This window comes from Williamsia sp. 1138 (genome assembly GCF_002095435.2).
Classification (GTDB): Bacteria; Actinomycetota; Actinomycetes; order Mycobacteriales; family Mycobacteriaceae; genus Williamsia.
In genome coordinates this window covers 39,133-58,882 of record NZ_MJEJ02000039.1, presented here as the reverse complement: position 1 = coordinate 58,882, position 19,750 = coordinate 39,133, and the positions used below count along the sequence as shown (strand labels likewise).

At 64.5% G+C, this 19,750-nt stretch carries 19 protein-coding genes; 8 read left to right on the top strand and 11 right to left on the bottom strand.

Features of this window, described 5'->3' with window-relative positions; translation table 11 throughout:
• Window positions 1-24: 24 nt before the first annotated feature.
• On the top strand, window positions 25-936 hold the full coding sequence (locus BH683_RS10670) for a hypothetical protein (RefSeq protein ID WP_143696035.1): 912 nt from the start codon (window positions 25-27) through the stop codon (window positions 934-936).
• Between the two features lie 216 nt (window positions 937-1,152).
• Here the strand turns inward: BH683_RS10670 and BH683_RS28650 are convergent, their stop codons facing one another.
• Both BH683_RS28650 and BH683_RS10665 read right to left on the bottom strand, forming a co-directional pair.
• Entirely contained in the window at window positions 1,153-1,314 is a 162-nt protein-coding gene (locus BH683_RS28650) for a hypothetical protein (protein WP_168187015.1), read from the bottom strand.
• A gap of 165 nt (window positions 1,315-1,479) precedes the next feature.
• On the bottom strand, window positions 1,480-1,917 hold the full coding sequence (locus tag BH683_RS10665; RefSeq protein ID WP_084836241.1) for an Hsp20/alpha crystallin family protein: 438 nt from the start codon (window positions 1,915-1,917) through the stop codon (window positions 1,480-1,482).
• A 285-nt stretch (window positions 1,918-2,202) separates the two neighbouring features.
• Between BH683_RS10665 and BH683_RS10660 the strand changes: the two genes are divergently transcribed.
• The 6 genes from BH683_RS10660 to BH683_RS10640 all read left to right on the top strand — a co-directional run bounded on the left by BH683_RS10660 (window position 2,203) and on the right by BH683_RS10640 (window position 8,085).
• Complete coding sequence (locus BH683_RS10660; RefSeq protein WP_246833304.1) at window positions 2,203-3,507, top strand: ATP-binding protein; 1,305 nt, start codon at window positions 2,203-2,205, stop codon at window positions 3,505-3,507.
• Complete coding sequence (locus tag BH683_RS10655; protein ID WP_246833303.1) at window positions 3,492-4,571, top strand: hypothetical protein; 1,080 nt, start codon at window positions 3,492-3,494, stop codon at window positions 4,569-4,571. Before BH683_RS10660 ends, BH683_RS10655 begins: the two co-directional genes overlap by 16 nt.
• Window positions 4,572-4,633: 62 nt before the next feature.
• On the top strand, window positions 4,634-4,957 hold the full coding sequence (locus tag BH683_RS28390; protein WP_143696034.1) for a hypothetical protein: 324 nt from the start codon (window positions 4,634-4,636) through the stop codon (window positions 4,955-4,957).
• Between the two features lie 214 nt (window positions 4,958-5,171).
• The gene (locus tag BH683_RS10650; RefSeq protein ID WP_084836240.1) at window positions 5,172-5,816 is read left to right on the top strand and encodes a LuxR C-terminal-related transcriptional regulator; all 645 of its coding nucleotides are present in this window, start codon (window positions 5,172-5,174) and stop codon (window positions 5,814-5,816) included.
• Window positions 5,813-7,024, top strand: a complete 1,212-nt coding sequence (locus BH683_RS10645; protein ID WP_084836239.1) for an ATP-binding protein — start codon at window positions 5,813-5,815, stop codon at window positions 7,022-7,024. Before BH683_RS10650 ends, BH683_RS10645 begins: the two co-directional genes overlap by 4 nt.
• Entirely contained in the window at window positions 7,009-8,085 is a 1,077-nt protein-coding gene (locus BH683_RS10640) for a hypothetical protein (RefSeq protein WP_084836238.1), read from the top strand. Before BH683_RS10645 ends, BH683_RS10640 begins: the two co-directional genes overlap by 16 nt.
• Before the next feature lie 86 nt (window positions 8,086-8,171).
• Here BH683_RS10640 and BH683_RS10635 read toward each other — a convergent pair whose 3' ends face one another.
• The 9 genes from BH683_RS10635 to BH683_RS10595 all read right to left on the bottom strand — a co-directional run bounded on the left by BH683_RS10635 (window position 8,172) and on the right by BH683_RS10595 (window position 18,282).
• Window positions 8,172-9,503 (bottom strand): NtaA/DmoA family FMN-dependent monooxygenase, encoded by a 1,332-nt coding sequence (locus BH683_RS10635; RefSeq protein ID WP_084836237.1) that lies wholly within the window; start codon window positions 9,501-9,503, stop codon window positions 8,172-8,174.
• Window positions 9,500-10,348, bottom strand: a complete 849-nt coding sequence (locus BH683_RS10630) for an ABC transporter ATP-binding protein (protein ID WP_246833302.1) — start codon at window positions 10,346-10,348, stop codon at window positions 9,500-9,502. Before BH683_RS10630 ends, BH683_RS10635 begins: the two co-directional genes overlap by 4 nt.
• A complete protein-coding gene (locus tag BH683_RS10625) occupies window positions 10,341-11,204 on the bottom strand; it encodes an ABC transporter ATP-binding protein (RefSeq protein ID WP_084836235.1) in 864 nt (287 codons plus the stop codon). The genes BH683_RS10630 and BH683_RS10625 overlap by 8 nt, the downstream gene beginning before the upstream one ends.
• A complete protein-coding gene (locus tag BH683_RS10620; protein ID WP_084836234.1) occupies window positions 11,194-12,069 on the bottom strand; it encodes an ABC transporter permease in 876 nt (291 codons plus the stop codon). Before BH683_RS10620 ends, BH683_RS10625 begins: the two co-directional genes overlap by 11 nt.
• Before the next feature lie 4 nt (window positions 12,070-12,073).
• Window positions 12,074-13,120, bottom strand: coding sequence for an ABC transporter permease (locus BH683_RS10615; protein WP_084836233.1), 1,047 nt, complete (start codon window positions 13,118-13,120; stop codon window positions 12,074-12,076).
• Entirely contained in the window at window positions 13,117-14,646 is a 1,530-nt protein-coding gene (locus BH683_RS10610; RefSeq protein WP_084836232.1) for an ABC transporter substrate-binding protein, read from the bottom strand. Before BH683_RS10610 ends, BH683_RS10615 begins: the two co-directional genes overlap by 4 nt.
• Window positions 14,647-14,683: 37 nt before the next feature.
• Entirely contained in the window at window positions 14,684-16,069 is a 1,386-nt protein-coding gene (locus BH683_RS10605) for an LLM class flavin-dependent oxidoreductase (RefSeq protein ID WP_084836231.1), read from the bottom strand.
• A gap of 147 nt (window positions 16,070-16,216) precedes the next feature.
• The gene (locus BH683_RS10600) at window positions 16,217-17,590 is read right to left on the bottom strand and encodes a PLP-dependent aminotransferase family protein (protein WP_084836230.1); all 1,374 of its coding nucleotides are present in this window, start codon (window positions 17,588-17,590) and stop codon (window positions 16,217-16,219) included.
• Window positions 17,587-18,282, bottom strand: coding sequence for an alpha/beta hydrolase (locus BH683_RS10595; protein ID WP_084836229.1), 696 nt, complete (start codon window positions 18,280-18,282; stop codon window positions 17,587-17,589). The genes BH683_RS10600 and BH683_RS10595 overlap by 4 nt, the downstream gene beginning before the upstream one ends.
• A gap of 169 nt (window positions 18,283-18,451) precedes the next feature.
• Between BH683_RS10595 and BH683_RS10590 the strand changes: the two genes are divergently transcribed.
• A complete protein-coding gene (locus BH683_RS10590) occupies window positions 18,452-19,750 on the top strand; it encodes an O-acetylhomoserine aminocarboxypropyltransferase/cysteine synthase family protein (protein WP_084836228.1) in 1,299 nt (432 codons plus the stop codon).

Sequence of the window (19,750 nt, the reverse complement as noted above, 5' to 3'; positions counted from 1 at the left end):
GATCAGACGATGAGGTGGCCCGCGATGAGCGCGACAAGCGAGACCGGCACTGGGACGAGGCCATTGCGCAGATGGCGCACGTGGAGTGCAATCGCTACCGCAGCGATACTCGCTGTCGGGGCCCTGGGCTCCACACCCACGGCTGTCGCCGCACCCACAGTGACGCTGTATCTGGCGGGCCTCGAACCCAATCGAGTGTTTTCGTTGCCGCATACCGGTGGAGCAGTGACCACGCTCGCCGAGGGCACACTCACCAACGACATGACTTTCGTCGACGGCACTCTCTTCACCACCGACCCTCGGGGCAGTGTCCTTTCGATTCCAGCTGCAGGCGGTCAGCTCACCACCGTTGCCGATGGTCTCGACCTGCCGATCGGCGTGGCCGAATCCGGTGGGACGCTCTTCGTCGTCGAATCCAACGCAGGCCGGATCCTTGCCATCCCGACCACCGGCGGCACCCCTCGCGTCGTTGCCGAGGGTCTCGACGCTCCCGGGCCGATCGCGGTGTCGGGCGAAACGCTGTACATCGGCGAGTCGGGCGCGCAGCGGGTTGTGTCGGTTCCGACCAGCGGCGGCCAGCCCACAGTGCTCGCCGAGTTCAATGGCGGAACAACTGGAGTTGCATTGTCTGGCAACGTGATTTACGTGTCCCTCACCGATCGCGTGGTCTCACTACCGGTCGGTGGCGGACAACCCACTCTGGTCGTCGACGGCCTGTTCAGTGCGACAGGGCTCACCGCGGTCGGCAACACCTTGTACATCGCTGAGCACTACGGCTCGAAGGTCGTCTCGGTCCCGCGAACTGGCGGCACGACAACCGTTGTCGCCGACAACCTCGGAAATCTCACCGCGATTGCCGCCTCCAGCACCCAAGGCCCACCAGCACCGTGCGGAGGCTCGGTCTGCCTGGGTCCCGGTAGCTTCGGGAGTAGCTGACCCGGGAGTGCACCGCCCGCAATCTGCTCCACTTGTAGAAATCTGCTCCACTTCCAGCTTTCTGGAAGTGGAGCAGATTCCTGGAAGTGGAGCAGCTGGCCAGACCTGGCAACCCCAGCAATCTGTCAGCCGCGACGACGCGTCGAACTCGCTCCCACCACTGCGGGGACGCCGGTCGATTCAGCTCAGAAGTCATGTCTACCAGCGCCATCTGCATCACTGCGGCACGCCGAAGACCAACGCCGCGGCGAACGCGCCGAGCACTGTCAAGCAGGTCAGCCATCCCCACAACCCGGGGCTCGGCTCGTCGTCACGGGGCCGGGCATCACCAACGGCAACCGATGACGTCCACGACAGTGTCGAGGGAAGGTAGGGCATTGTTGTCTCCTTTCTGACGTCGAGTCACTTGTTCGCGTCAGACAACGACGACGTGACGCTCGGTATTCCTGGTCAGCATCGAAAAGTGGTGCCGCCCAGGACAAGCGCTGGGCGACACCACATGGACGGGCCCGGTCACCGGGCCACTTTCGGACTCAGACCGGATCAGCCGGCAGCAGCCTCGATGGACTGCTGACGGTCAGAATGTTCGATCTCGACGCGACGCGGCTTGGCCTTCTCCGCGATCGGGATCGTGACCGACAGAACACCGTTGTCGTAGCGCGCAGTGATGCCTGCCGCGTCGATTCCGTCGCCGAGAGACAGCTGCCGACGATAACTTCCGAAGGGCCGTTCGTTGGTCAGCCACTGGACGCCGTCTTCCGAGCGGGCAGTGCGCTGCGCCGCGAGAGTCAGCACCCCGTTGTCCACGCTGACGTCCACCGATCCCGGATCGACGCCGGGTAGATCAGCGGTCAGCAGATAGTGACCGTCGAGTTTGCACAGGTCCATCGGCATGAACCGAGGAGTTCGAGACGATCCCGCCGATTGCAGCAACCCGCGGGTCAACGCATCCACATCACCGAAAGGATCAAAACGAAGCACAGCAACCCACCTCCTACGTCACTCGCTGCCCGCCACCGGTTGGCGGGCTACCAATCACTGTGCACTACATTTTTAGCACTCCAGCCGTCCGAGTGCCAAGTGTTTTCCAGACATTTTCTGTTGGGACGTACTGCCGCACAGCACTATTGGTTCGTAGCGATGCAGACCGTGGCCCACATCCTGAAATCGACCGCACTGTCTGCAGTCATGAGCTCCGCTGATAAGGCCCGGCCGAGGTGATCGCGATAAGGCATGATCGCTGCAGGGTCAGGCAGGAAAGGGATCATGAGCGCGACGAGAAAAGTCTCCGTGGTCGACGACCGTTCATCCGTCGATCCGGCACCGGAGACGCTGCACGACGCCCTTCCATCTGCCCGAATTCCCGTGTCGACGCGTCCTTGGGCCAGAACGACCGACTCACCAGGCATCACCGAGAACCTCGACCGGATCCTGCGCATGCTCGCTCGGCTCGTCAGTGTCGGATACGTTGCTTACCTCGTCTTCCTGTTGCCACCTATCATCGTTAAATCGGCGCGCCTGGACCCCTGGTGGACACCGCTGACGGTGGTCACCGTTTTCGGCCTCGGTTTCCTGCCCGGAGTGTTGTCATTCAGGTCTGATACTCGGCCGATGCGCCTTTGCGCAGGGGCCGCTGCCCTGGCTTTTCTGCTGTCGATTGCCACCTGGCCGCTCGCCTGGAACGGTCCAGACCTTGCCGCAGGTGACGCGTTCTGGCTTGCCGCTTTCCCTGGACTGGCAAGCTTGACCGCGATCATCGGGTGGCCGGTCTGGCTGACCCTCGTTCACCTCATCTCGGGCTGCGTCGGCGTGATGGCGATCACCACTGTCGCTCGCGGCGGATCGTCCGTAGCGATGCTCCCCACCGAAATCGCTTTCGCGATAATGTTCTGCACACTTTTCGTCGGAGGAGCGGCGATGGCGATTCGCACCGGAAAGCTACTCGATTCCACCACTGAATCGTCCCACCGGGCCGCCGCATCAGCCGCGGCACAGCGCGCGCGAACGGTCGAACGCGAACGAATCGACGCATTGATCCACGACAGCGTTCTGTCGGCCTTGCTCGCGGCCGCTCGTGGCCAGCCCCAGTACCTTGTCGGCCCGCTGGCCCGGGCCGCGCTCGCCGGTCTCGACCCGCTCAACACCCACGGTGGGCCTGATGAACTCTTCGCCGTCAGAGAAGCGATCGCGCACCTCCGGGCTGCGGCGGCCCACGCCGATGACCAGGCGACATTCGACATCCTGCCGAACGGCATGACCGGTCCGCAGACGCTGCCGGCAGACGGCGTACGAACCATGGGATCTGCAGTTGCGGAAGCACTGCGCAACAGCGTTTTACACGCCGGCTCCGACGCCGTGCGCGCCGTGACGGTGCACGTTTCCGAGCATGCCCTGAGCATTGAGGTGACAGACGATGGGATCGGGTTCGATCCCACCTCCATCGCACCGCACCGACTGGGTATCACCGTCAGTATCGTCGGCCGCATGCGAGGATTGCCGGGTGGCTCAGCCTCTGTAGAGAGCAAACCTGGTATCGGCACACGAATCCACCTCGAGTGGACGCTTACTTGAACAATGCCAACGCGTCAGACGTCCGCGAAATGCTCGGCCTCCGAACGACAGCCGCACGGATACTCGTCGCTGCCTTCGTCGGCACATACGCACTGATCGCCACGACAGGCGGCCCACCCGGGAGCCTTTGGTACGAACTCACCGCGTGGTTCATCGTCAGCGTGGCCGCTATCGCGCTCATCGTGGTCCGAGGCGACCCACTACCGATGCTGTTTACTGTCGCTCTGACCGCGTCCGGTGTCGTTGCCATGAACGTGATTCTCTTGGCGGTCCACCCGCCGGTCTCGGGACTGCAGCTGTGGCCGCTGTCGGCGGTCACCGCCATCTATACCTACATGTGCGTGCGCGGCCGGACGACCTGGGCATGGATAGGCATGCTCGCGGTTCTCGCGAGCTACGTGCTGTGGGCACAGCGGACCGGCATGGGATACGTGACAGGGCTGCAACTGTCGGTAATAAACTTCGCACCGCTCGTGACCGCGACCTTCTTCGGGTGGACGATCCGCCCCGCTGCCCAGAACATTTTCGCGCTACGCAGACAAACCACTGTCCGTGCCGAGGCCGAAGCGGCCGACGCGGCCGTTCTCGACGAGCGCGACCACAGACTCACCCAGCTCGACGAACTCACCCGGCCACTGCTAGAGCGCATGGCGGGCTACGGCTCCCTGACCGACGACGACCGCACAGCAGCAGGACTACTCGAAGCGCACCTACGCGACACACTTCGAGCGCCAACACTGACGACACCTGCAATCAGCCGCGCGGCCAACCGAGCACGGTCGCGCGGAGTGGAAGTGGTGATGCTCGACGACCACGGACTCGACGACGTTCCCGCCGACCTACGAGACCAACTACTGGACCGTGTCCTCGACACTCTCGCCGCCGCCGATTCCGGCACGGTGACGATTCGCGTCCTCCCGCCACGACGCCAGGCGGTGCTCACTATCGTCCACCGGACGCCCGACACACTCAGTCGCCTCGAATTCCGTGTCGATGGGGAGCTGATCCGCCGTGATTCACCTATTCGAGCTACACCTCATCCGGAAGTATTTTGGCACGATTGACGGTAGGGAACTGTCGTCGGGGGACGCGAGTTCATAGGTCGTTCGCCATGAGGAGCGCGTAGGTGAAAGCAATTCCCGAAAGTCGTGCGCAATCGCTGCTGTCGTCTATCGAGGCATCGTTGCGAGTAAGTGGCCAGTATCTTGCCCGCTGCGAGGCAGCCGACACCGCTCGCGTTCAGGAAGTTCGGTCGGCCGGGCGCCGGGTCGGCCGTATTCTCGGCTGGTCGGTACGTACCGTCGTTTCGCCGCCGGCTCCTGACAGGACGGTAAACGTCTCGGTGGTGGTACTGAAGTCAACGCCCTTACATGAAGAATTGATGCGCATCCGCGACCGTAAAGCGATGCGAAAGGTCATCGACGGTTTCAAGACCGGGCTGTATTCGTAGCCCTCTGTAATGCCGCGCCGGGTTTCGCCGATGTGCATCCGAGTGGCGATGTCGCTGAGAGTTCAATCGACACGCTTTGAGCACGGCCGCTGCCGTGGCCGTTCGTGCGATGTCTTACAGCGTGGTCGCCGCCTGCGGGCGTGGCGTCAGACACACACGCTGTCCTGCGATGCTGGATGATCAACGCACGACGAAAGGGCGGTGCATGAGTTCCATGAGGAGAGTCGGTGTCATCGAAGACCACTCATCAGTGGTGCTGGGCCTCCGGGCGATGATGGCCGACCATCCTCATCTCGAGGTCGTAGCGACCGCGGGAACAGTCACCGATCTGCTCGACCAAGGTCTTGACCTCGATCTCGTCCTGCTCGACCTGAGACTGTCGGATGGGTCCTCCCCTTCCGCCAACGTCGAGCAATTGCGTGCTGCTGGTCTCGAGGCGTTGGTCTTCACCGGAGCCGAGAACCCGTACCTGGTCCGCCAAGCCGCCAAAGCCGGTGTGCTGGGCGTCGTGCGGAAGTCGGAGCCGACGGACGTCGTGATCGCAGCCATCTCCGCGGCCGCCGAAGGACGCCAGGTGGTGACCACCGAGTGGGCCGCAGCGATTGACGGCGACCCCGGGCTCGCAGACGTCGAACTCAGTCCGCGCCAGCGAGACGTTCTGGCTCTGTATGCATCAGGTGAACAAGCCGATCGGGTGGCCCGGATGACCGGTTTGTCGCCGAACACGGTCAACGACTATCTCGCCCGGATCCGGATCAAATACGCCCAGGCCGGCCGCCCCGCCGGTTCGAAGGTGGAGTTGTATCAGCGTGCCGTCGAAGACGGACTCCTCCCGATGCCCGAACACCCCAGTCGATGAGCATCCCGCTATCTCGGCGGGTCATCCCACCTGTGGTGCCTGCCAGCGGGGACAATGTCGATCGAATACTGCGTCTGGTGGCCCGTCTGGTAAGCGTTGGTTACGTCGCTTATCTCGCACTGCTGATGCCGTCGATCGCCAGCGAATCGGCCCGGATGGCCCCCTGGTGGACCCCGCCCACCGTGATCGCGGTGTTCGGCCTCGGCGTACTTCCCGGTGTTTTGTCCTTCCGGTCCGATGTCCGACTCATGAGGGCAGGGGCAGCGACCGCAGCGCTGGCATTCTTGCTCGCCGCAGCCGTATGGCCCTATGCCTGGGAAGGCCCCGATCTCGCTGCGGGCGACGCGTTCTGGCTGGCATCCTTTCCTGGGCTGGCGAGCCTGGCAGCGATCATCGCCTGGCCGATCTGGGCAGCTTTCCTTTACATGGTCGTGAGCTGCACCAGTGTCATGGCGATCACGGCCGCTGCCCGCGGCGGCTCCTCGTTCGGGATGTTGCTCACCGACATCGCCTTCGCGACCATGTTCTGCACCCTGTTCGTAGGCGGAGCCGCAATGGCGATACGTACTGGACGACTACTAGATTCCACCACCGCGATGTCGCATCAAGCTGCGGGGAGCGCATCGGCGCAGCACGCGCGCAGGGTGGAGAGCGAACGCTTTGATGCCTTGGTCCACGACAACGTGTTGGCATCGCTTCTTGCCGCGAGCCGTGACCAGCCAACGACCGTCGTCGGCCCGCTCGCCCAATCGACGCTGGCCGAACTCGACGCGCTGCATTCTCCTCCACCGCTACACCCGATGTTCTCCACCGACGAAGCGATTACACACCTGCGGTCTGCGGCCGCTGACGCAGACGACCGTGCCACCTTCGACGTACATCACGTCGAAGGCAGCGCACTCGAGAAACTTCCTGCGGACGGCGTGCGCGCGGTCGGATCTGCCCTGTCGGAGGCCCTGCGAAACAGTCGCTTACACGCGGGTAGCAATGCCTGTCGGACCGTGACGGTGGAGCTTTCCGGTGCCCTGCTGACTGTCGACGTGGTCGACAACGGTGATGGTTTCGACCCGAAAGCCGTCGCTCCGAATCGTCTCGGCATCGCGGTCAGCATCGTTGGCCGCATGCGGCGCCTGACCGACGGCTTCGCAGATGTACAGAGCAGCCCGGGATCGGGGACACGCGTGCACCTCGAATGGCCGATCCCGTGATCGACAAGACAACACCCGACATTGACGAGGTACTCGGGTTCAGAACCAGCGCGGCCAGGCTGCTCGTCGGAGCATTCGTCGCCACCTACGCGCTGATCGCCGTGAACACCAGCCCACCTGGAAGCATCTGGTACGAGCTCACCGCGTGGCTCATCATGAGCCTGGCGGCAGTAGCGCTCATCACGGTGAGGGGAGACCCGCTACCGATTCCGATCACCGTCGCTCTGACCGCCGCCGGTGTGGTGGCGATGAACCTCGTTCTGTACCAGGTAGACCCGCCGATCTCGGGCCTGCAGCTATGGCCGTCGTGGGCGGCACTCGCCATCTATATCTATATGTGCGTGCGGGGCCGGGCAGGGTGGGCATGGATCGGAATGATCGCCATCCTGGGATCCCACATGCTGTGGGGGCAGCAAATGGGAATCGGTTACGTGGAAGGTCTGCAGCTGTCGGTGGTCAAGCTGGCGCCGCTGCTCATGGCAACGTTCTTCGCGTGGAAGATCCGGCCTGCCTCCCGCCGGGTCTTCGAACTTCGTGAGCAGGCCACGCTTCGGGTCGCCGCTGAAGCTGCAGACAAGGCCGTGCTCGAAGAGCGTGACCGCAGGTTGGCGCAGCTCGACGACGTCGCTCGGCCACTTCTGGAGCGTCTAGCCGGAGGCGATCCTCTCACCGCAGATGACCGGCTCACAGCCAGACTTCTCGAAGCCCACCTCCGCGACACATTGCGGGCACCCGCGCTGGCCACACCTGCGATCGGGGACGCCATCGATGCAACCCGTTCCCGCGGAGTCGAAGTGGTGATGCTCGATGATGGTGGGCTCGTCGGGAAGCCCGCGTCAGTGCGAGATCGCCTGCTGGACAATGTCCGCGATGCCCTCGACGGCGCCAACAGCGGGACTCTGACGATCCGCGTACTACCACCGCACCGCGACACCCTGCTCACGATTCTGTACAGCACAGCGGAGTGCGTCACCCGCCTCGAATACGGACCCGAAGGTCACCTCACTAACCCCTCGCCGAGCGTGCCGATCGTGCCCTTGTCGACATCGAGTGGGCCATAGGTGCAGCGTGACAGCAGTTTCTGGCACGGTCGGCGGGAGTCAGGGCACGATCGGCGGGAGTTAGGGCACGGTCGGCGGCAGTTAGGTCAGGGGCTGGAGGTGCGAGCCACGGCGTACCGGTTGGCGGGGACGTCCAGTCCCAGGTGTCCACGCAGAGTGTCGGATGAGTAGTCGGCGCGGGCGACACCACGTTCGACGAGGATCGGCACCACTTCGGTGCGAAAGCGGTACCAGTCCGACGGGTCCTGCACGAACAGGTTGAATCCGTCCACGGCACCACTGCGATACCAGCGCTCGATCTCGTCGGCGACGGTGACCGGCGATCCGACGAACCATGCCCAATGGTCGATCATGCTGCGCAACGTCTGGCGCAGCGTCCACCCGTTCTCCCGGGCACGTGCGGCGAGAGCTACAGCACCGGACAAAGATTCGGGAGTGGTCGGGTCGATGTCGGGGAACGGCTCATCCAGATCGAAGTCTGCGAAGCTGCGGTCACCAAAGATCCGTTTGATCTGCGACAGGAGACGATCGGTCGGATAGGTGTCGTGGGCAGCGTCGAGAGCCTGCTGAGCCTCCTCGTCGGTGTCCCGGATGAACACACTGAGCCCCGGCACGAACAGCAGATCGTCGGGATCGCGGTTGTACTTCTCGGACCGCTTCAGGATGTCGGCTTTGAGCTGTGCGGCAGCCTCAACCGTCGGTTCGAAGCTGAACACGATCTCGGCCACCTCTGCGCTGAGGTTGCGACCGTCGTCGGAGGTACCCGCCTGGATGAGTACGGGCTGTCCCTGGGGCGAGCGCTGAACATTCAAAGGCCCTGTCACCGAGAAGAACTCACCGACATGGTCGAGGCGATGCTGTTTCGCGGGATCGAGGAAACGCTCCGCGGACTTGTCGGTGGAGAACGCGTCGTCCTCGTAGGAATTCCACAAGCCGGTCACCACATCGACGCTCTCGCTCGCGCGCCGGTATCGCGTCGCGTAGTCGCCGTGCTCGCTGCGGCTGAAATTGCCTGCGGTCCCCGGATCCTGACTGGTGACGATGTTCCACGCCGCCCGTCCGCGACTGATCAGATCGAGGGAGGCAACCCTGCGGGCGATGTCCCACGGCTCGCTGTAGGTGGTGCTGACGGTGGCCACCACGCCGATACGTTCGGTGGAGACCGCCACCGCGGACAGCAGGGTCAGCGGTTCGAGCCGATTCAGGTGGTGCGGCGGAAAACCTGCGTCGATGTACTGACTGTCGACCACGAACACGAAGTCGAACCTCGCCTCCTCGGCCTCCCGCGCCTGCTTGATGTACCAGTCGATGTCGATGCTCGCAGTGGTGGGGACGTCGGGATGACGCCACAAACCTGCCCCGTTCGCATCACCGACACCGATCAGCACGGCGCCGAGTACGAGGTGTCGGTCGGTCATGCGGCGGTCGCTTCCGCCAGGGCGCGACGGAGTTCGCGACGGCGTTCCCGGCTCGCCGTTCCACCGGACATGGTTGGTGCCGAGCCGATCAGCAGCGCGGTGTACGGGTGCTGCGGGTCTTTGATGACCCGCGCGGTCTCACCGACCTCGACGATCTCGCCCTGGTACATGACAGCGATCCGGTCGACCAGTGCTGCGACCGCACCCAGATCGTGCGAGATGAAGAGCTGTGCGAGGTTTCGCGCGCGACCCAGCTCGTCGAGGAGTTTGAGGATCTGGATGCGGTGGACCGAGTCCAGCGCGCTGACGGGTTCATCGAGCAGCAACAACGACGGATCAAGGATGATTGCCCGCGCGATCGCCACCCGTTGGCGTTGTCCTCCCGACAGTTCCGCGGGTAAGCGACTCGCGATGCTCCGGTCGAGGTCGACACTGTCGAGTACATCGTCGACCCGCCGGCTGATCTCGGCCCGGTCATAGCCGCCCCGGACCGCCAGGCCCTCTCCGATGGAGACCCCGACCTCGATCTCCGGGTCGAGACTGAGCAGTGGGTCCTGGAAGACATACTGCACGGCGCCGGACAGCCGGTGCTTGCGTAACTCCGACTTCCCGAGCCCGTCGATGCGTTTGCCACTCAGCTCGATGGTTCCGGTGGTCGGCGGAATCAACCCGAGGACCGTACGAGCCAACGTGGTCTTGCCCGAACCGCTTTCGCCGATGAGGCCCAGCTTCTCACCGGCGTTGATGTGCAAGTCGACACCGTGCAGGATCTGCTTGCGCGCGGCCCTGCTGCCCCGCTCGACCCGGACGTCGGTCAGCCGCAGCAGTGGCGTGTGATCAGACACCGGCGATCTCCTTCTCCAGAATTGTTTCGAGGCCATAGTCGCGGTGGTTGTCCACGAGCTGCCGGGTGTAGTCGTGGCGAGGTTCTCTCAGCAAGCGCTCGGCCGGACCCGCCTCGACAACCACACCGTCGCGCATGACGATGACGTCGTCACACACCTGCGCGACCACCGCCAGATCATGCGAGACCAGGACCAACGCCAGACCGAGCTCGATACGCAGATCATCGATGAGGTCGAGCACGGCGGCCTGCACGGTGACATCGAGCGCCGTGGTCGCCTCGTCGGCGATGAGCAACTCGGGCTCCGCAGACACCGCGATGGCGATGACCACGCGCTGCAGCATGCCGCCAGAGAGTTCATAGGGATACTGCCGGTAGACCGAGGCCGGCTCTCGCAGGCCCATTTTCGCGAATAACTCCACAGCACGGACCTTGGCTTCTTTGCGTGAGAGTCCGACGGTCGACCGCAGTGCTTCTGCGAGCTGCTCGCCCACCCGGATGGACGGGTTCAGGTAGGCCGCCGGGTCCTGGAAGACCGCAGAGATCCGGGTCCCTCGCAGCGGTCGCCATTCCTTGGCGCCGAGCGCTGTCAGTTCGATGCCGTCGAACTCGATCGATCCCTTCGTCACCTCCACGCCTGCGGCGAGGATCCCCAGCGTTGCCCGGCACGTCAACGACTTACCGCTGCCGGATTCACCGACGATGCCGAGTGCGCCGCCGCGGTTGAGGACGAAGTCGACGCCTCGGACGAACTCGGTGCCGTCGGTCAGCGAGATGTGCAGATCCGACACCGTCAGCACCGGCTCCCTGCGGGTGACGGCAGCGCTCTTGGTGAGATCCAAGGTGTCAGACGACATCGGCGATCTTCTCCTGTCTGTTCTGGTCCTGCTTGTCAGGGCTCGGCCTGCGGCGCGAGGTGCTGGACGCATCGCGCACGGCGTCGGCGATGGCGTTGAGCGCCCAGACGGTCGCAACGATCAGCAGCGCGGGGACGACCGGTGACCAGGGCGCCTGGTACAGGAACTGCAGTCCACCGGCCAGCAGCCCGCCCCACGTGGGATCAGGCGGGACGACACCGATGCCGAGGAAGGTCAGCGACGACACGATCACCAGGCTGGCGCCGGTCATGGTGGCGAACGTGACCCCCACCGCGGGAGCCACTTTGCGGACCGCGTGGCGCAGCACGATCCACCGCGTGGTGGCTCCCATCAATGCGGCGGCCTCGACGTACTGCGAGTTGGCGACAGTCAAGGCCGCTGCACGGGTGACGCGATAGAACGCGGGCGCGATCAGGATGCCGACGGCGAACATCGCCTGGGTCAGCCCGTTGCCGAGCAGGGCTGTCATCGCCACCGCGAACACCAGGAACGGCAGCGTGATCAGAGCGTCCATGAGTCGCAACGTGAACCACTCGACCCCGCGGCCCAAATAGACCGAGAGGAATCCGGGTATGACGCCGAGGAGGAACCCGACGAGCACGGACTGCAACGCCGAGAGCACCGAGACCGTGGAGCCGGCGAGCAGTCGGCTGAAGACGTCGCGGCCCACATTGTCGGTGCCGAGCCAGTGCTGTGCGCTGGGGCCGGAGAGGATGGCGGTGCTGTCTTGCTCGAGTGGGTCGAACGGCGCCAGCCAGGGCCCGAAGATGGCCAGTAGTACGACTATGCCGAGAACTGCCAGTGCGAGCTGCGCGGACCGATACCGCAGGATTGCTGTGAACATCCGCTCACTCCCTTCGTTTCGCTGCGGGCTGCAGGGTGCCGAGCACCACGTTGACGACCAGGTTGCACACGAGGACGAACACGATCGCCACGACCAGGGCTCCCTGCACGATCGGCACGTCACCGCGCAGCGCGGAATCGGCTGCCAGCCGGCCGAATCCGGGCATCGAGAACATGGTCTCCATGACGACCGCACCGCCGATGAGGGTCGGGATCTTCATACCGAGGATCGCCAGGGCCGGGCCGGCGCCGTTACGCAGGGCGTGGACGAACAGGATGCGCCTGGGACTGATGCCGCGCACCACGGCTCCGACGACATAGTCCTGCTCGAGCTCTGCGACGAGGCCGGTCCGGAGCTGCCGGGCGATGTCGGCGATGACATCCATGCTCAGCGCGACCGCGGGCATGATGATCAACATGAGCCAGCGTCCCGGATCCTCCTCCAGCGGAACGTATCCGGCGGAAGGGAGCCAGCCGAGCCAGACGCTGAAGACCAGGATCAGGCCGATGGAGATGACAAACGGCGGCAGCGTCGAGACCACCGAGGTGTAAGCAGTGACCGCGCGGTCGAAGATGCTGCCCCGGTACACCGCGGCCAGCAAGCCGAGTCCGATTCCGAACACGAGCCCGATGACCAGGGCCAGGCCGGCGATGGACGCGCTCACGGCCAGCCGCTGCCCGATCAGCTCGCTGACCGGGATCTTGCTGAACCACGACACACCCAGGTCACCGGTGAGCATGGAGCCCATCCAGTCGAGGTACTGCTGCCAGATCGGCTTGTCCAGCCCGAACTCGGCGTTGATCCTCGCGATGGTCTCCGGGGTGGCGGAGTCACCGGCGATACCGGCGGCGGGGTTCAGTCCGCTGGTGGCGCCGAGGAGAAAGGTGATGAGGGTTGAGAAGAGAAAGACCGGGACCACGATCAAAACGGTGCCGACCACCACCCGCAGCGTCGCACACAGCCGCGCCGGCCACACCGGGAGGGTCGAAACCCCCTCGGTGCGGGCGGGTGTGGCCGCGGAGCGCCCCGTTTTGACCGTGGAGACCGTCATGAGACCGTGACGCCTTCCCAACGCACCTGGGACGGAAGGATGTTGAGGTCCTTCAGCTTCGGATTCGAGACGATGATCCACGGGTTGCTGAACAGGTAGTTGCTCGGCGACTGGTCGACGCCTGCCTTGACAGCTGCCCACAGCCGCGGCTTGTACTGCGGATCCTCGAGCGGGGTCGCACGCACCAGGTCGAGTGCGGCCACGAACTCCGGAGAGGCGTGCGGACCGCTGAGGTTCATGATGCCCTCGGCGCCGTACGTGGCGAGCAGGTTCTGCACCGGCGACTCACGGCCGATGGTGCCGTCGGTGGCCAGCTGCGGGTTCTTCGCGATGTAGACCTCGCTCTGCCAGGTGGACGAGCCGGGCGGGACCACGTCGATCGTGGACTCCACGCCGATCTTCTTCAGCTGTGCCTGAGCCAGTTCCGCGCGGTTTGTCGCGATCGACTGCGCGGTGATGGCGATCGTCAGCTCACCGGGTCCGTACCCGGCCTCCTGCAGCAGGCTCTTCGCCTTCTCGGGGTCATAGCTCCACTGGCTCTCGATCTCTGGATTGAAAGCGAGGTAGCCCTCGGGGAACGGCTGGCTCGTCGTGCTGCCCAGGCCGCCGGTGATGACGTCGACGAAAGCCTGCCGGTCGAAGGCGTGCCGGAACGCCTCGACCACCTTCGGGTTGTCGAACGGTGCCTTGTTCAAGTTGATGGACACGTTGTTCGCGGCGAGCGACGGTTTGACCGTGACGTCCAGGCCGGCCGCTTCGGCTTCTTTCGCCTGCAGTGCAGGCAGAGTCGCGAAGTCGATCGAACCGGATTGCACACCGGCGACCAGCGTGGCCGGGTCGGGAGCAACACTGAGCTGGAAGTTCTCGATGTTGATGTTCTCGGCGTCCCAGTAGTCCGGGTTCTTCACGAAGTACGCGTGATCCTCCGCGACGAAGTCGGTGATCTTGAACGGTCCGGCGCCCACGGGCCACACGCTCAACTTCTGGGTGTCGGCCGCGGCAGCGGGGCTCGAGATGGCACCGGTGCGTCCGGCGACGAGATACGGGATCTGGTAGTCGGGACGGGACAGGTTCAGCGTCACCTCGGTGGGACTGATGACCGTCGCGCCGACGACATCGTCCAACTGATCCTTGAGGAACGAATCCTCCTGCGTCTTACCGCGTTCGAAGAAGGCCTTGACCGCCTCGGCGTCCAGCGGGGTGCCGTCGGTGAAGGTCAGTCCGTCACGCAGCTTGAAGGTGACAGCGGTGCCGTCGGCGTTGTACTCCCAGCTCTCGGCCAGCGACGGTTCGACATTGCCGTTCTCGTCGAGGCGGGTGAGCGAGGCGTACGCCAGGCTGATGGTGTTGATGTCGTTGCCGGTTCGGCTCGTCACCGGATCCCACGACGTGGGCAGGCTGAATGCCCACTTGACCTCGGATGCGCCGGAACTGCTGCTGCTACCGCCGCCACAGGCGGTCGCGATCAGCGCGACGATCAATCCGAGTACTACGATGCCGGCGGAACGCCGACTCTTCTTGCTCACTGAGAACTCCTGAAAAGGAAATGGTTGGGGTGTGTGTTCAGATGCTGGGGGCGAGGGCACCGGGAAGCGGCGCGAGCGCCACCCCGTCGCGCTGCGCCTTGGTGTGGCGGTTCTCGATGAAGGGCAGTCCGAGATTGTCGCGCAACGTGGTTCCCTCGTAGTCCTTTCGGACCACACCGCGTTCGCGCAGGATGGGCAGCACCTCGTCGACGAACCGGCGGAACTGCGCGGGATGGCCGATGTGGATGTTGATGCCGTCGAGTGCGCGGCCGTCGAGCCACCGCTGCAGTTCGTCGGCGACGGTTTCGGCGCTCCCGGTGAAGGGCGACAGTCTGGGTGAGCTGAGGGCCTCGACCGTCTGGCGCAACGTCAATCCCCGCTCGACGGCGAGCTCGGTGATCTTCTTGGCCTGGGTATAGAAGCTGTTCTCGGCAGACTTGAGAGCCTCGACGGGGAACGGGGCATCCAGATCGTACTGCCGGAAGTCGTGCCAGCCGAACGGGCGACCGAACTCGTTGAGCGACTTGTCGAAGTTGTTGTCCGCCAGCTGGGTCGCACGTTCGATCTCACGAGCATCCTCGTCGGTGTCACCGACGGTCACCGCGACACCGGGCAGGATCACGATGTCGTCGGGATTCCGACCGAGCGCGGCAGCCCGGCCCTTGATGTCAGCGTAGAACGCGGCACCTGCCTCGAAACTCGGTGCATGCGTGAAGATTCCGTCGGCGATCTGCGCTCCGAGATCGCGACCCTGCTCGGAATCACCCGCCTGGAAGATCACCGGTTGGCCCTGCTGTGACCGCTCGATGTTGAGTGGCCCCACGACGGAGAAGTACTCACCGCGATGGTTCAGGGTGTGCAGCTTGCTCGGGTCGAGGAACTCTTTTGTTTCCTTGTTCCGCGGGAAGGCATCGTCCTCGTACGAATCCCAGAGTGCCTTCACGACCTCGACGTGCTCGCTGGCTTTGCCGTACCGGGTGGCGTAGTCGTAGTGCTCGTCGAGACTGTAGTTGCCGGCAGTTCCCGAATCACCGCTGGTGACCACGTTCCAGCCCGCGCGGCCACGGCTGATGAGGTCGAGGGACGCGAAACGCCGGGCCACGTTGAACGGCTGGTTGAACGAGGTGGTCAGCGTGCCGACGAGACCGATGTTCTCGGTGGCCACGGCCAGCGCCGAGAGCAGGGTCAACGGCTCGAGCCGATTGAGGTAGTGGGGCGGTGAGTCCGGGGTGATGAACTGGCTGTCCACGATGAAGACCAGGTCGAACTTGGCCTCCTCGGCGATGCGCGCGTACTTGATGTACCAGTCGATGTCGACACTTGCGTCACCGGGCAGTTCCGGGTCGAGCCACGTGTAGGGATGACCCGGGCCACCGGTCGGGGTGAGAACCGCCCCCAGCTTGAGTTGCCGCTTGGTGGTCATGGAAGTGCTCCTTTGTGAACGCGTCGGGAGTTTGTTTGCCCGTATTGCGTGGAAGTGTATGGAACAAATACGGGCTCGAAGAGGGTTAGATTCTCTGCGGTTCGAAACATATTCGTTTGTTGCGCGAAGGCCACAGAACATAGTTGGTCAGTCGAAGAACTCTCGTGCCGACTCGACCACCGCGACCGCAACCAGATCGGCCAGTTGACCGATTCCCTCTGTGTCGTCGGGCAATTGGGTCGCCGAGATACGTAACAGGTTGCGTCCACGCGGCTCGACAAACGAACGCGAACCGGCGCCTACCGAGATCCCCTGCCGGGCAAGAGCCACGAGTGCAGCGGTCTCGTCGGAGACTGTGACCCACACCACGAGACCGTTGGCGCCCGCGCGTGCATCGATGTCTCGGACCACGAGAGCCTCGATCAGTGCGGTGCGACGGGCGGCGTAGCGCTCCTGGGCCAGCCGGACTGCGCGCTCGGCGTCCTCGCTCTTGATCAGGTACGCGAGGGTGTCCTGCAGTATTCGGCTGTTCGATCCGACACCGTGGCTCCGCAACCGCATCGCCGTCTCGATCAACTCACGGGATCCGCCCAGCACCGACGTGCGGACGTCGATGCCATAGGCCTTGCAGTAGCTGCGAATCCGTACGACGCGATCGGGCAACGCACTGCCCATCGAGGGAAGATCAGCCGACTCGAGCGGCCCGATCGAATCGTCCTCGATGATCCAGACGCCAGGATGAGCTGCGAGAACGCGTGCAAGGTGCGCAGTTCGCTGCGCGGTGACCACATGGTCGACGGCAAACGGGGCACCGGGCTGGAACACAAAAGCAACCGCACCTGCGGCCAACGCCGCCTCGAGGTCGTCAGGGCACGGCCCGTCCGCGTCGGCACCCACGCCTATCGCATGAAGACCGAGATCCCGAATCGTATCCAGCACACCGGGACCCAGCGGTTCGTCGACTGCGATCGTGGACCCGGGCGGGGCCGCGGCCTCGACGGCGAGCAGCAAGGCCTCGGTACCACCGCCGGCGGTCGCCCAGGCCTGCGGCTCGAACGGCCAACTGCGCTCGACCGCCTGCTGCAATCGCTTGGTCATCAACTCCCGGCCGAAAACATTCAGGGTCTCGGCGCCCAGACTCGACAACAGTGCGTCCGCCAGCGATGGCTGCAATGCGAGGTCGGGCGCATTCTGCGCGAGGTCGACACCACGCCAGTCCGCGATTCCCCTCTCGGGCACACTGTCTCGAGGCGGAAGCACCACCGTTCCGCCGCGCCTCCGGGTCTGGACAAACCCTTGATCCTGCAGTTGCCCCCACGCGTGGACGATGGCACCCACGGTCAACTCCGTGGACTTGGCCAGCGAACGCACGGTCGGCAGCCGGTCCCCCACCGCGATCTCCCCGGATCTGATCAGCTCGGCGACCGCGTCGGCGAGGTTGGCGCGACCAACGATCCTCTCGCCGAGCCACTCTGGGGCGATGGTGTCGGCCTCGGGTGACACCGGGGTCTTCGTCGTCATCCCGTGAGCACGCCGGCTGGGATGCGGGTGATGATGTCGGGTGCGCCCGGCAACCTCAGTCGTTCGAGGAACTGCACGATCTCAGCGGCCACCGAGCGATGCGAAACGTCGTTGAGAATGTCGTGGCGCCCGTCGTTGACGATCACGATCCGGCCCTCGGGGAGCTCTTGCGCCAGTCGGCGTACCTGGTCAGCGGCGCTGACGACGTCAGCCGAGCCGTGCACGACCAAGGTCGGAACGGTGTTGGCGGCGAGCACTTCTGCCGTCACCGCTGTTGCCGGGATCGCCAGTGCGCCCCTGTCCACGGCGTCCGAGTCGAGGACACCCCGGTGGACCGGACAGGCAGACCGGATCTCCAGTTCGCCGTCCCAGTCATCCCCCGGCGCAACTGCGGTGTCGGTGAGTAGTCCGGCAGCCACCACCCCGGTGACCACCGGCCGCGCCGCCGCCACCGTCAGCGCTTCCGAGGCGCCGGTGTCCGAACCGACGACGACCACCGGCAACGAGGCCTGCGCGGCGTCGATCGCTGCGAGCGCCGCACCACTGCCGCCCTCGGCCACGGTGACCCGGTACCCGTCGACGGCGATCCTGCGCGCGAATCGGCCGTACACCCCGGCGTGCTCACCGCGACCGGTGATGACGACCACCGAGCCTCGCACGGTTGCTTCGGGTTCCAGCCAGTCGATGCTCACAGATGTCCTTACTCGAGGTTGTCTCCGCAGGTTGTCAGGTCACTGTCGCTCACGCGGTCGGGACGAACAAGACAAAAGCTCACGCAGAACAAAAGTCGTGCAAATGGCTCTCCGATGGTGTTTGTTCGGAACATAATCTGCTTTTGTCTGACGAAAGGCTTGACTCTCGATGTCCCAGATCCCAGGTTTCGCCACCAGCGCGGTGCGAGCCGGATACCAACCGGGAGTTGCCCAGAACACCGCGGTCCCACCGATCTACCAGTCGGTTGCCTACGACTTCGGTAGCTTCGAGGCGGCCCGGGACATCTTCTCGCTGCGGCGAAAAGGCAACCTGTACAGCCGCACCGGCAACCCCACCCAGACGGTGTTCGAACAACGGATGGCCGAACTCGACGGCGGTGTCGCCGCGCTGGCCACCGGGTCCGGGCAGTCCGCGGTCGCTGTGTCGCTGCTCACACTGGTCAAACACGGTCAGCACATCGTGGCGGCCCGCCAGTTGTACGGCGGCACCGTGGATCTGCTGACCGACACGTTCGCCGACTTCGGCATCGAGGTCACGCTCGTCGATCAGGACGACCTGGACGCCTGGCGATCGGCGGCGCGCCCCGAGACGCGGGCATTTTTCGCGGAGACCATCGGCAATCCCGTTGCCTCCGTGCTGGATGTCGAGGCCGTGGCCGACGTCGCGCACGACGTCGGGGTACCACTGATCGTCGACAACACCATCGCGACGCCTTATCTACAGCGGCCCAAGGATTTCGGCGCCGACATCGTCGTCTACTCGGCAACCAAGTTCATCGGCGGGCACGGAACGTCCCTGGGCGGCGTGATCGTCGACCTCGGCACCTTCGACTATGGGGCAGATCCACAGCGCTGGCCGCAGTTCACCGAACCGTACAAACGGGTCGGCGACATCGTGCTGTGGGAGGAGTTCGGCCGCGAGCGCAGCGCCTATCTGGTCTATGCGAAGACCAAGGTGGTCCACGACCTCGGGCCCGCGCTGTCGCCGTTCAACTCCTTCCAACTGTTGCAGGGGCTCGAAACCCTCGATCTGCGGCTCGAGCGTCAGGTGCGCTCGGCCACGGTGATCGCCGAGTTCCTCGACGCACACTCGGCGGTATCTCGCGTGAACTATCCGGGGCTCGTGGGCAATCAGTGGCATTCGGCTGCCCAGCGCTATCTGCCCAAGGGACCCGGGTCGGTCTTCTCGTTCGATCTGAAGGTCGACGAGTCCCTGGTCGACAAGTTCGTCGATTCGCTGCAACTGTTCGCCATCGTCGCGAACATCGGCGACGCCCGATCGTTGGTGGTGCACCCCGCCACCACCACCCACAGCCACCTGAGCGACGAGCAGTTGGAGCAGGCCGGCTTCGGCTACCTGACAATTCGCCTCTCGATCGGCCTGGAGACCACCGCAGACCTCGTCGAGGACCTACGTATCTCGCTCGACGCACTCTTGGAGGATTGA

Excerpts from the sequence above, each read along its gene's own strand:
- BH683_RS10670 (WP_143696035.1), top strand. The coding sequence starts at position 25 with ATGAGCGCGACAAGCGAGACCGGCACTGGGACGAGGCCATTGCGCAGA.
- BH683_RS28650 (WP_168187015.1), bottom strand. The coding sequence starts at position 1,314 with ATGCCCTACCTTCCCTCGACACTGTCGTGGACGTCATCGGTTGCCGTT.
- BH683_RS10660 (WP_246833304.1), top strand. The coding sequence starts at position 2,203 with ATGAGCGCGACGAGAAAAGTCTCCGTGGTCGACGACCGTTCATCCGTC.
- BH683_RS10650 (WP_084836240.1), top strand. The coding sequence starts at position 5,172 with ATGAGGAGAGTCGGTGTCATCGAAGACCACTCATCAGTGGTGCTGGGC.
- BH683_RS10645 (WP_084836239.1), top strand. The coding sequence starts at position 5,813 with ATGAGCATCCCGCTATCTCGGCGGGTCATCCCACCTGTGGTGCCTGCC.
- BH683_RS10640 (WP_084836238.1), top strand. The coding sequence starts at position 7,009 with ATGGCCGATCCCGTGATCGACAAGACAACACCCGACATTGACGAGGTA.
- BH683_RS10635 (WP_084836237.1), bottom strand. The coding sequence starts at position 9,503 with ATGACCGACCGACACCTCGTACTCGGCGCCGTGCTGATCGGTGTCGGT.
- BH683_RS10625 (WP_084836235.1), bottom strand. The coding sequence starts at position 11,204 with ATGTCGTCTGACACCTTGGATCTCACCAAGAGCGCTGCCGTCACCCGC.
- BH683_RS10620 (WP_084836234.1), bottom strand. The coding sequence starts at position 12,069 with ATGTTCACAGCAATCCTGCGGTATCGGTCCGCGCAGCTCGCACTGGCA.
- BH683_RS10615 (WP_084836233.1), bottom strand. The coding sequence starts at position 13,120 with ATGACGGTCTCCACGGTCAAAACGGGGCGCTCCGCGGCCACACCCGCC.
- BH683_RS10605 (WP_084836231.1), bottom strand. The coding sequence starts at position 16,069 with ATGACCACCAAGCGGCAACTCAAGCTGGGGGCGGTTCTCACCCCGACC.
- BH683_RS10600 (WP_084836230.1), bottom strand. The coding sequence starts at position 17,590 with ATGACGACGAAGACCCCGGTGTCACCCGAGGCCGACACCATCGCCCCA.
- BH683_RS10590 (WP_084836228.1), top strand. The coding sequence starts at position 18,452 with ATGTCCCAGATCCCAGGTTTCGCCACCAGCGCGGTGCGAGCCGGATAC.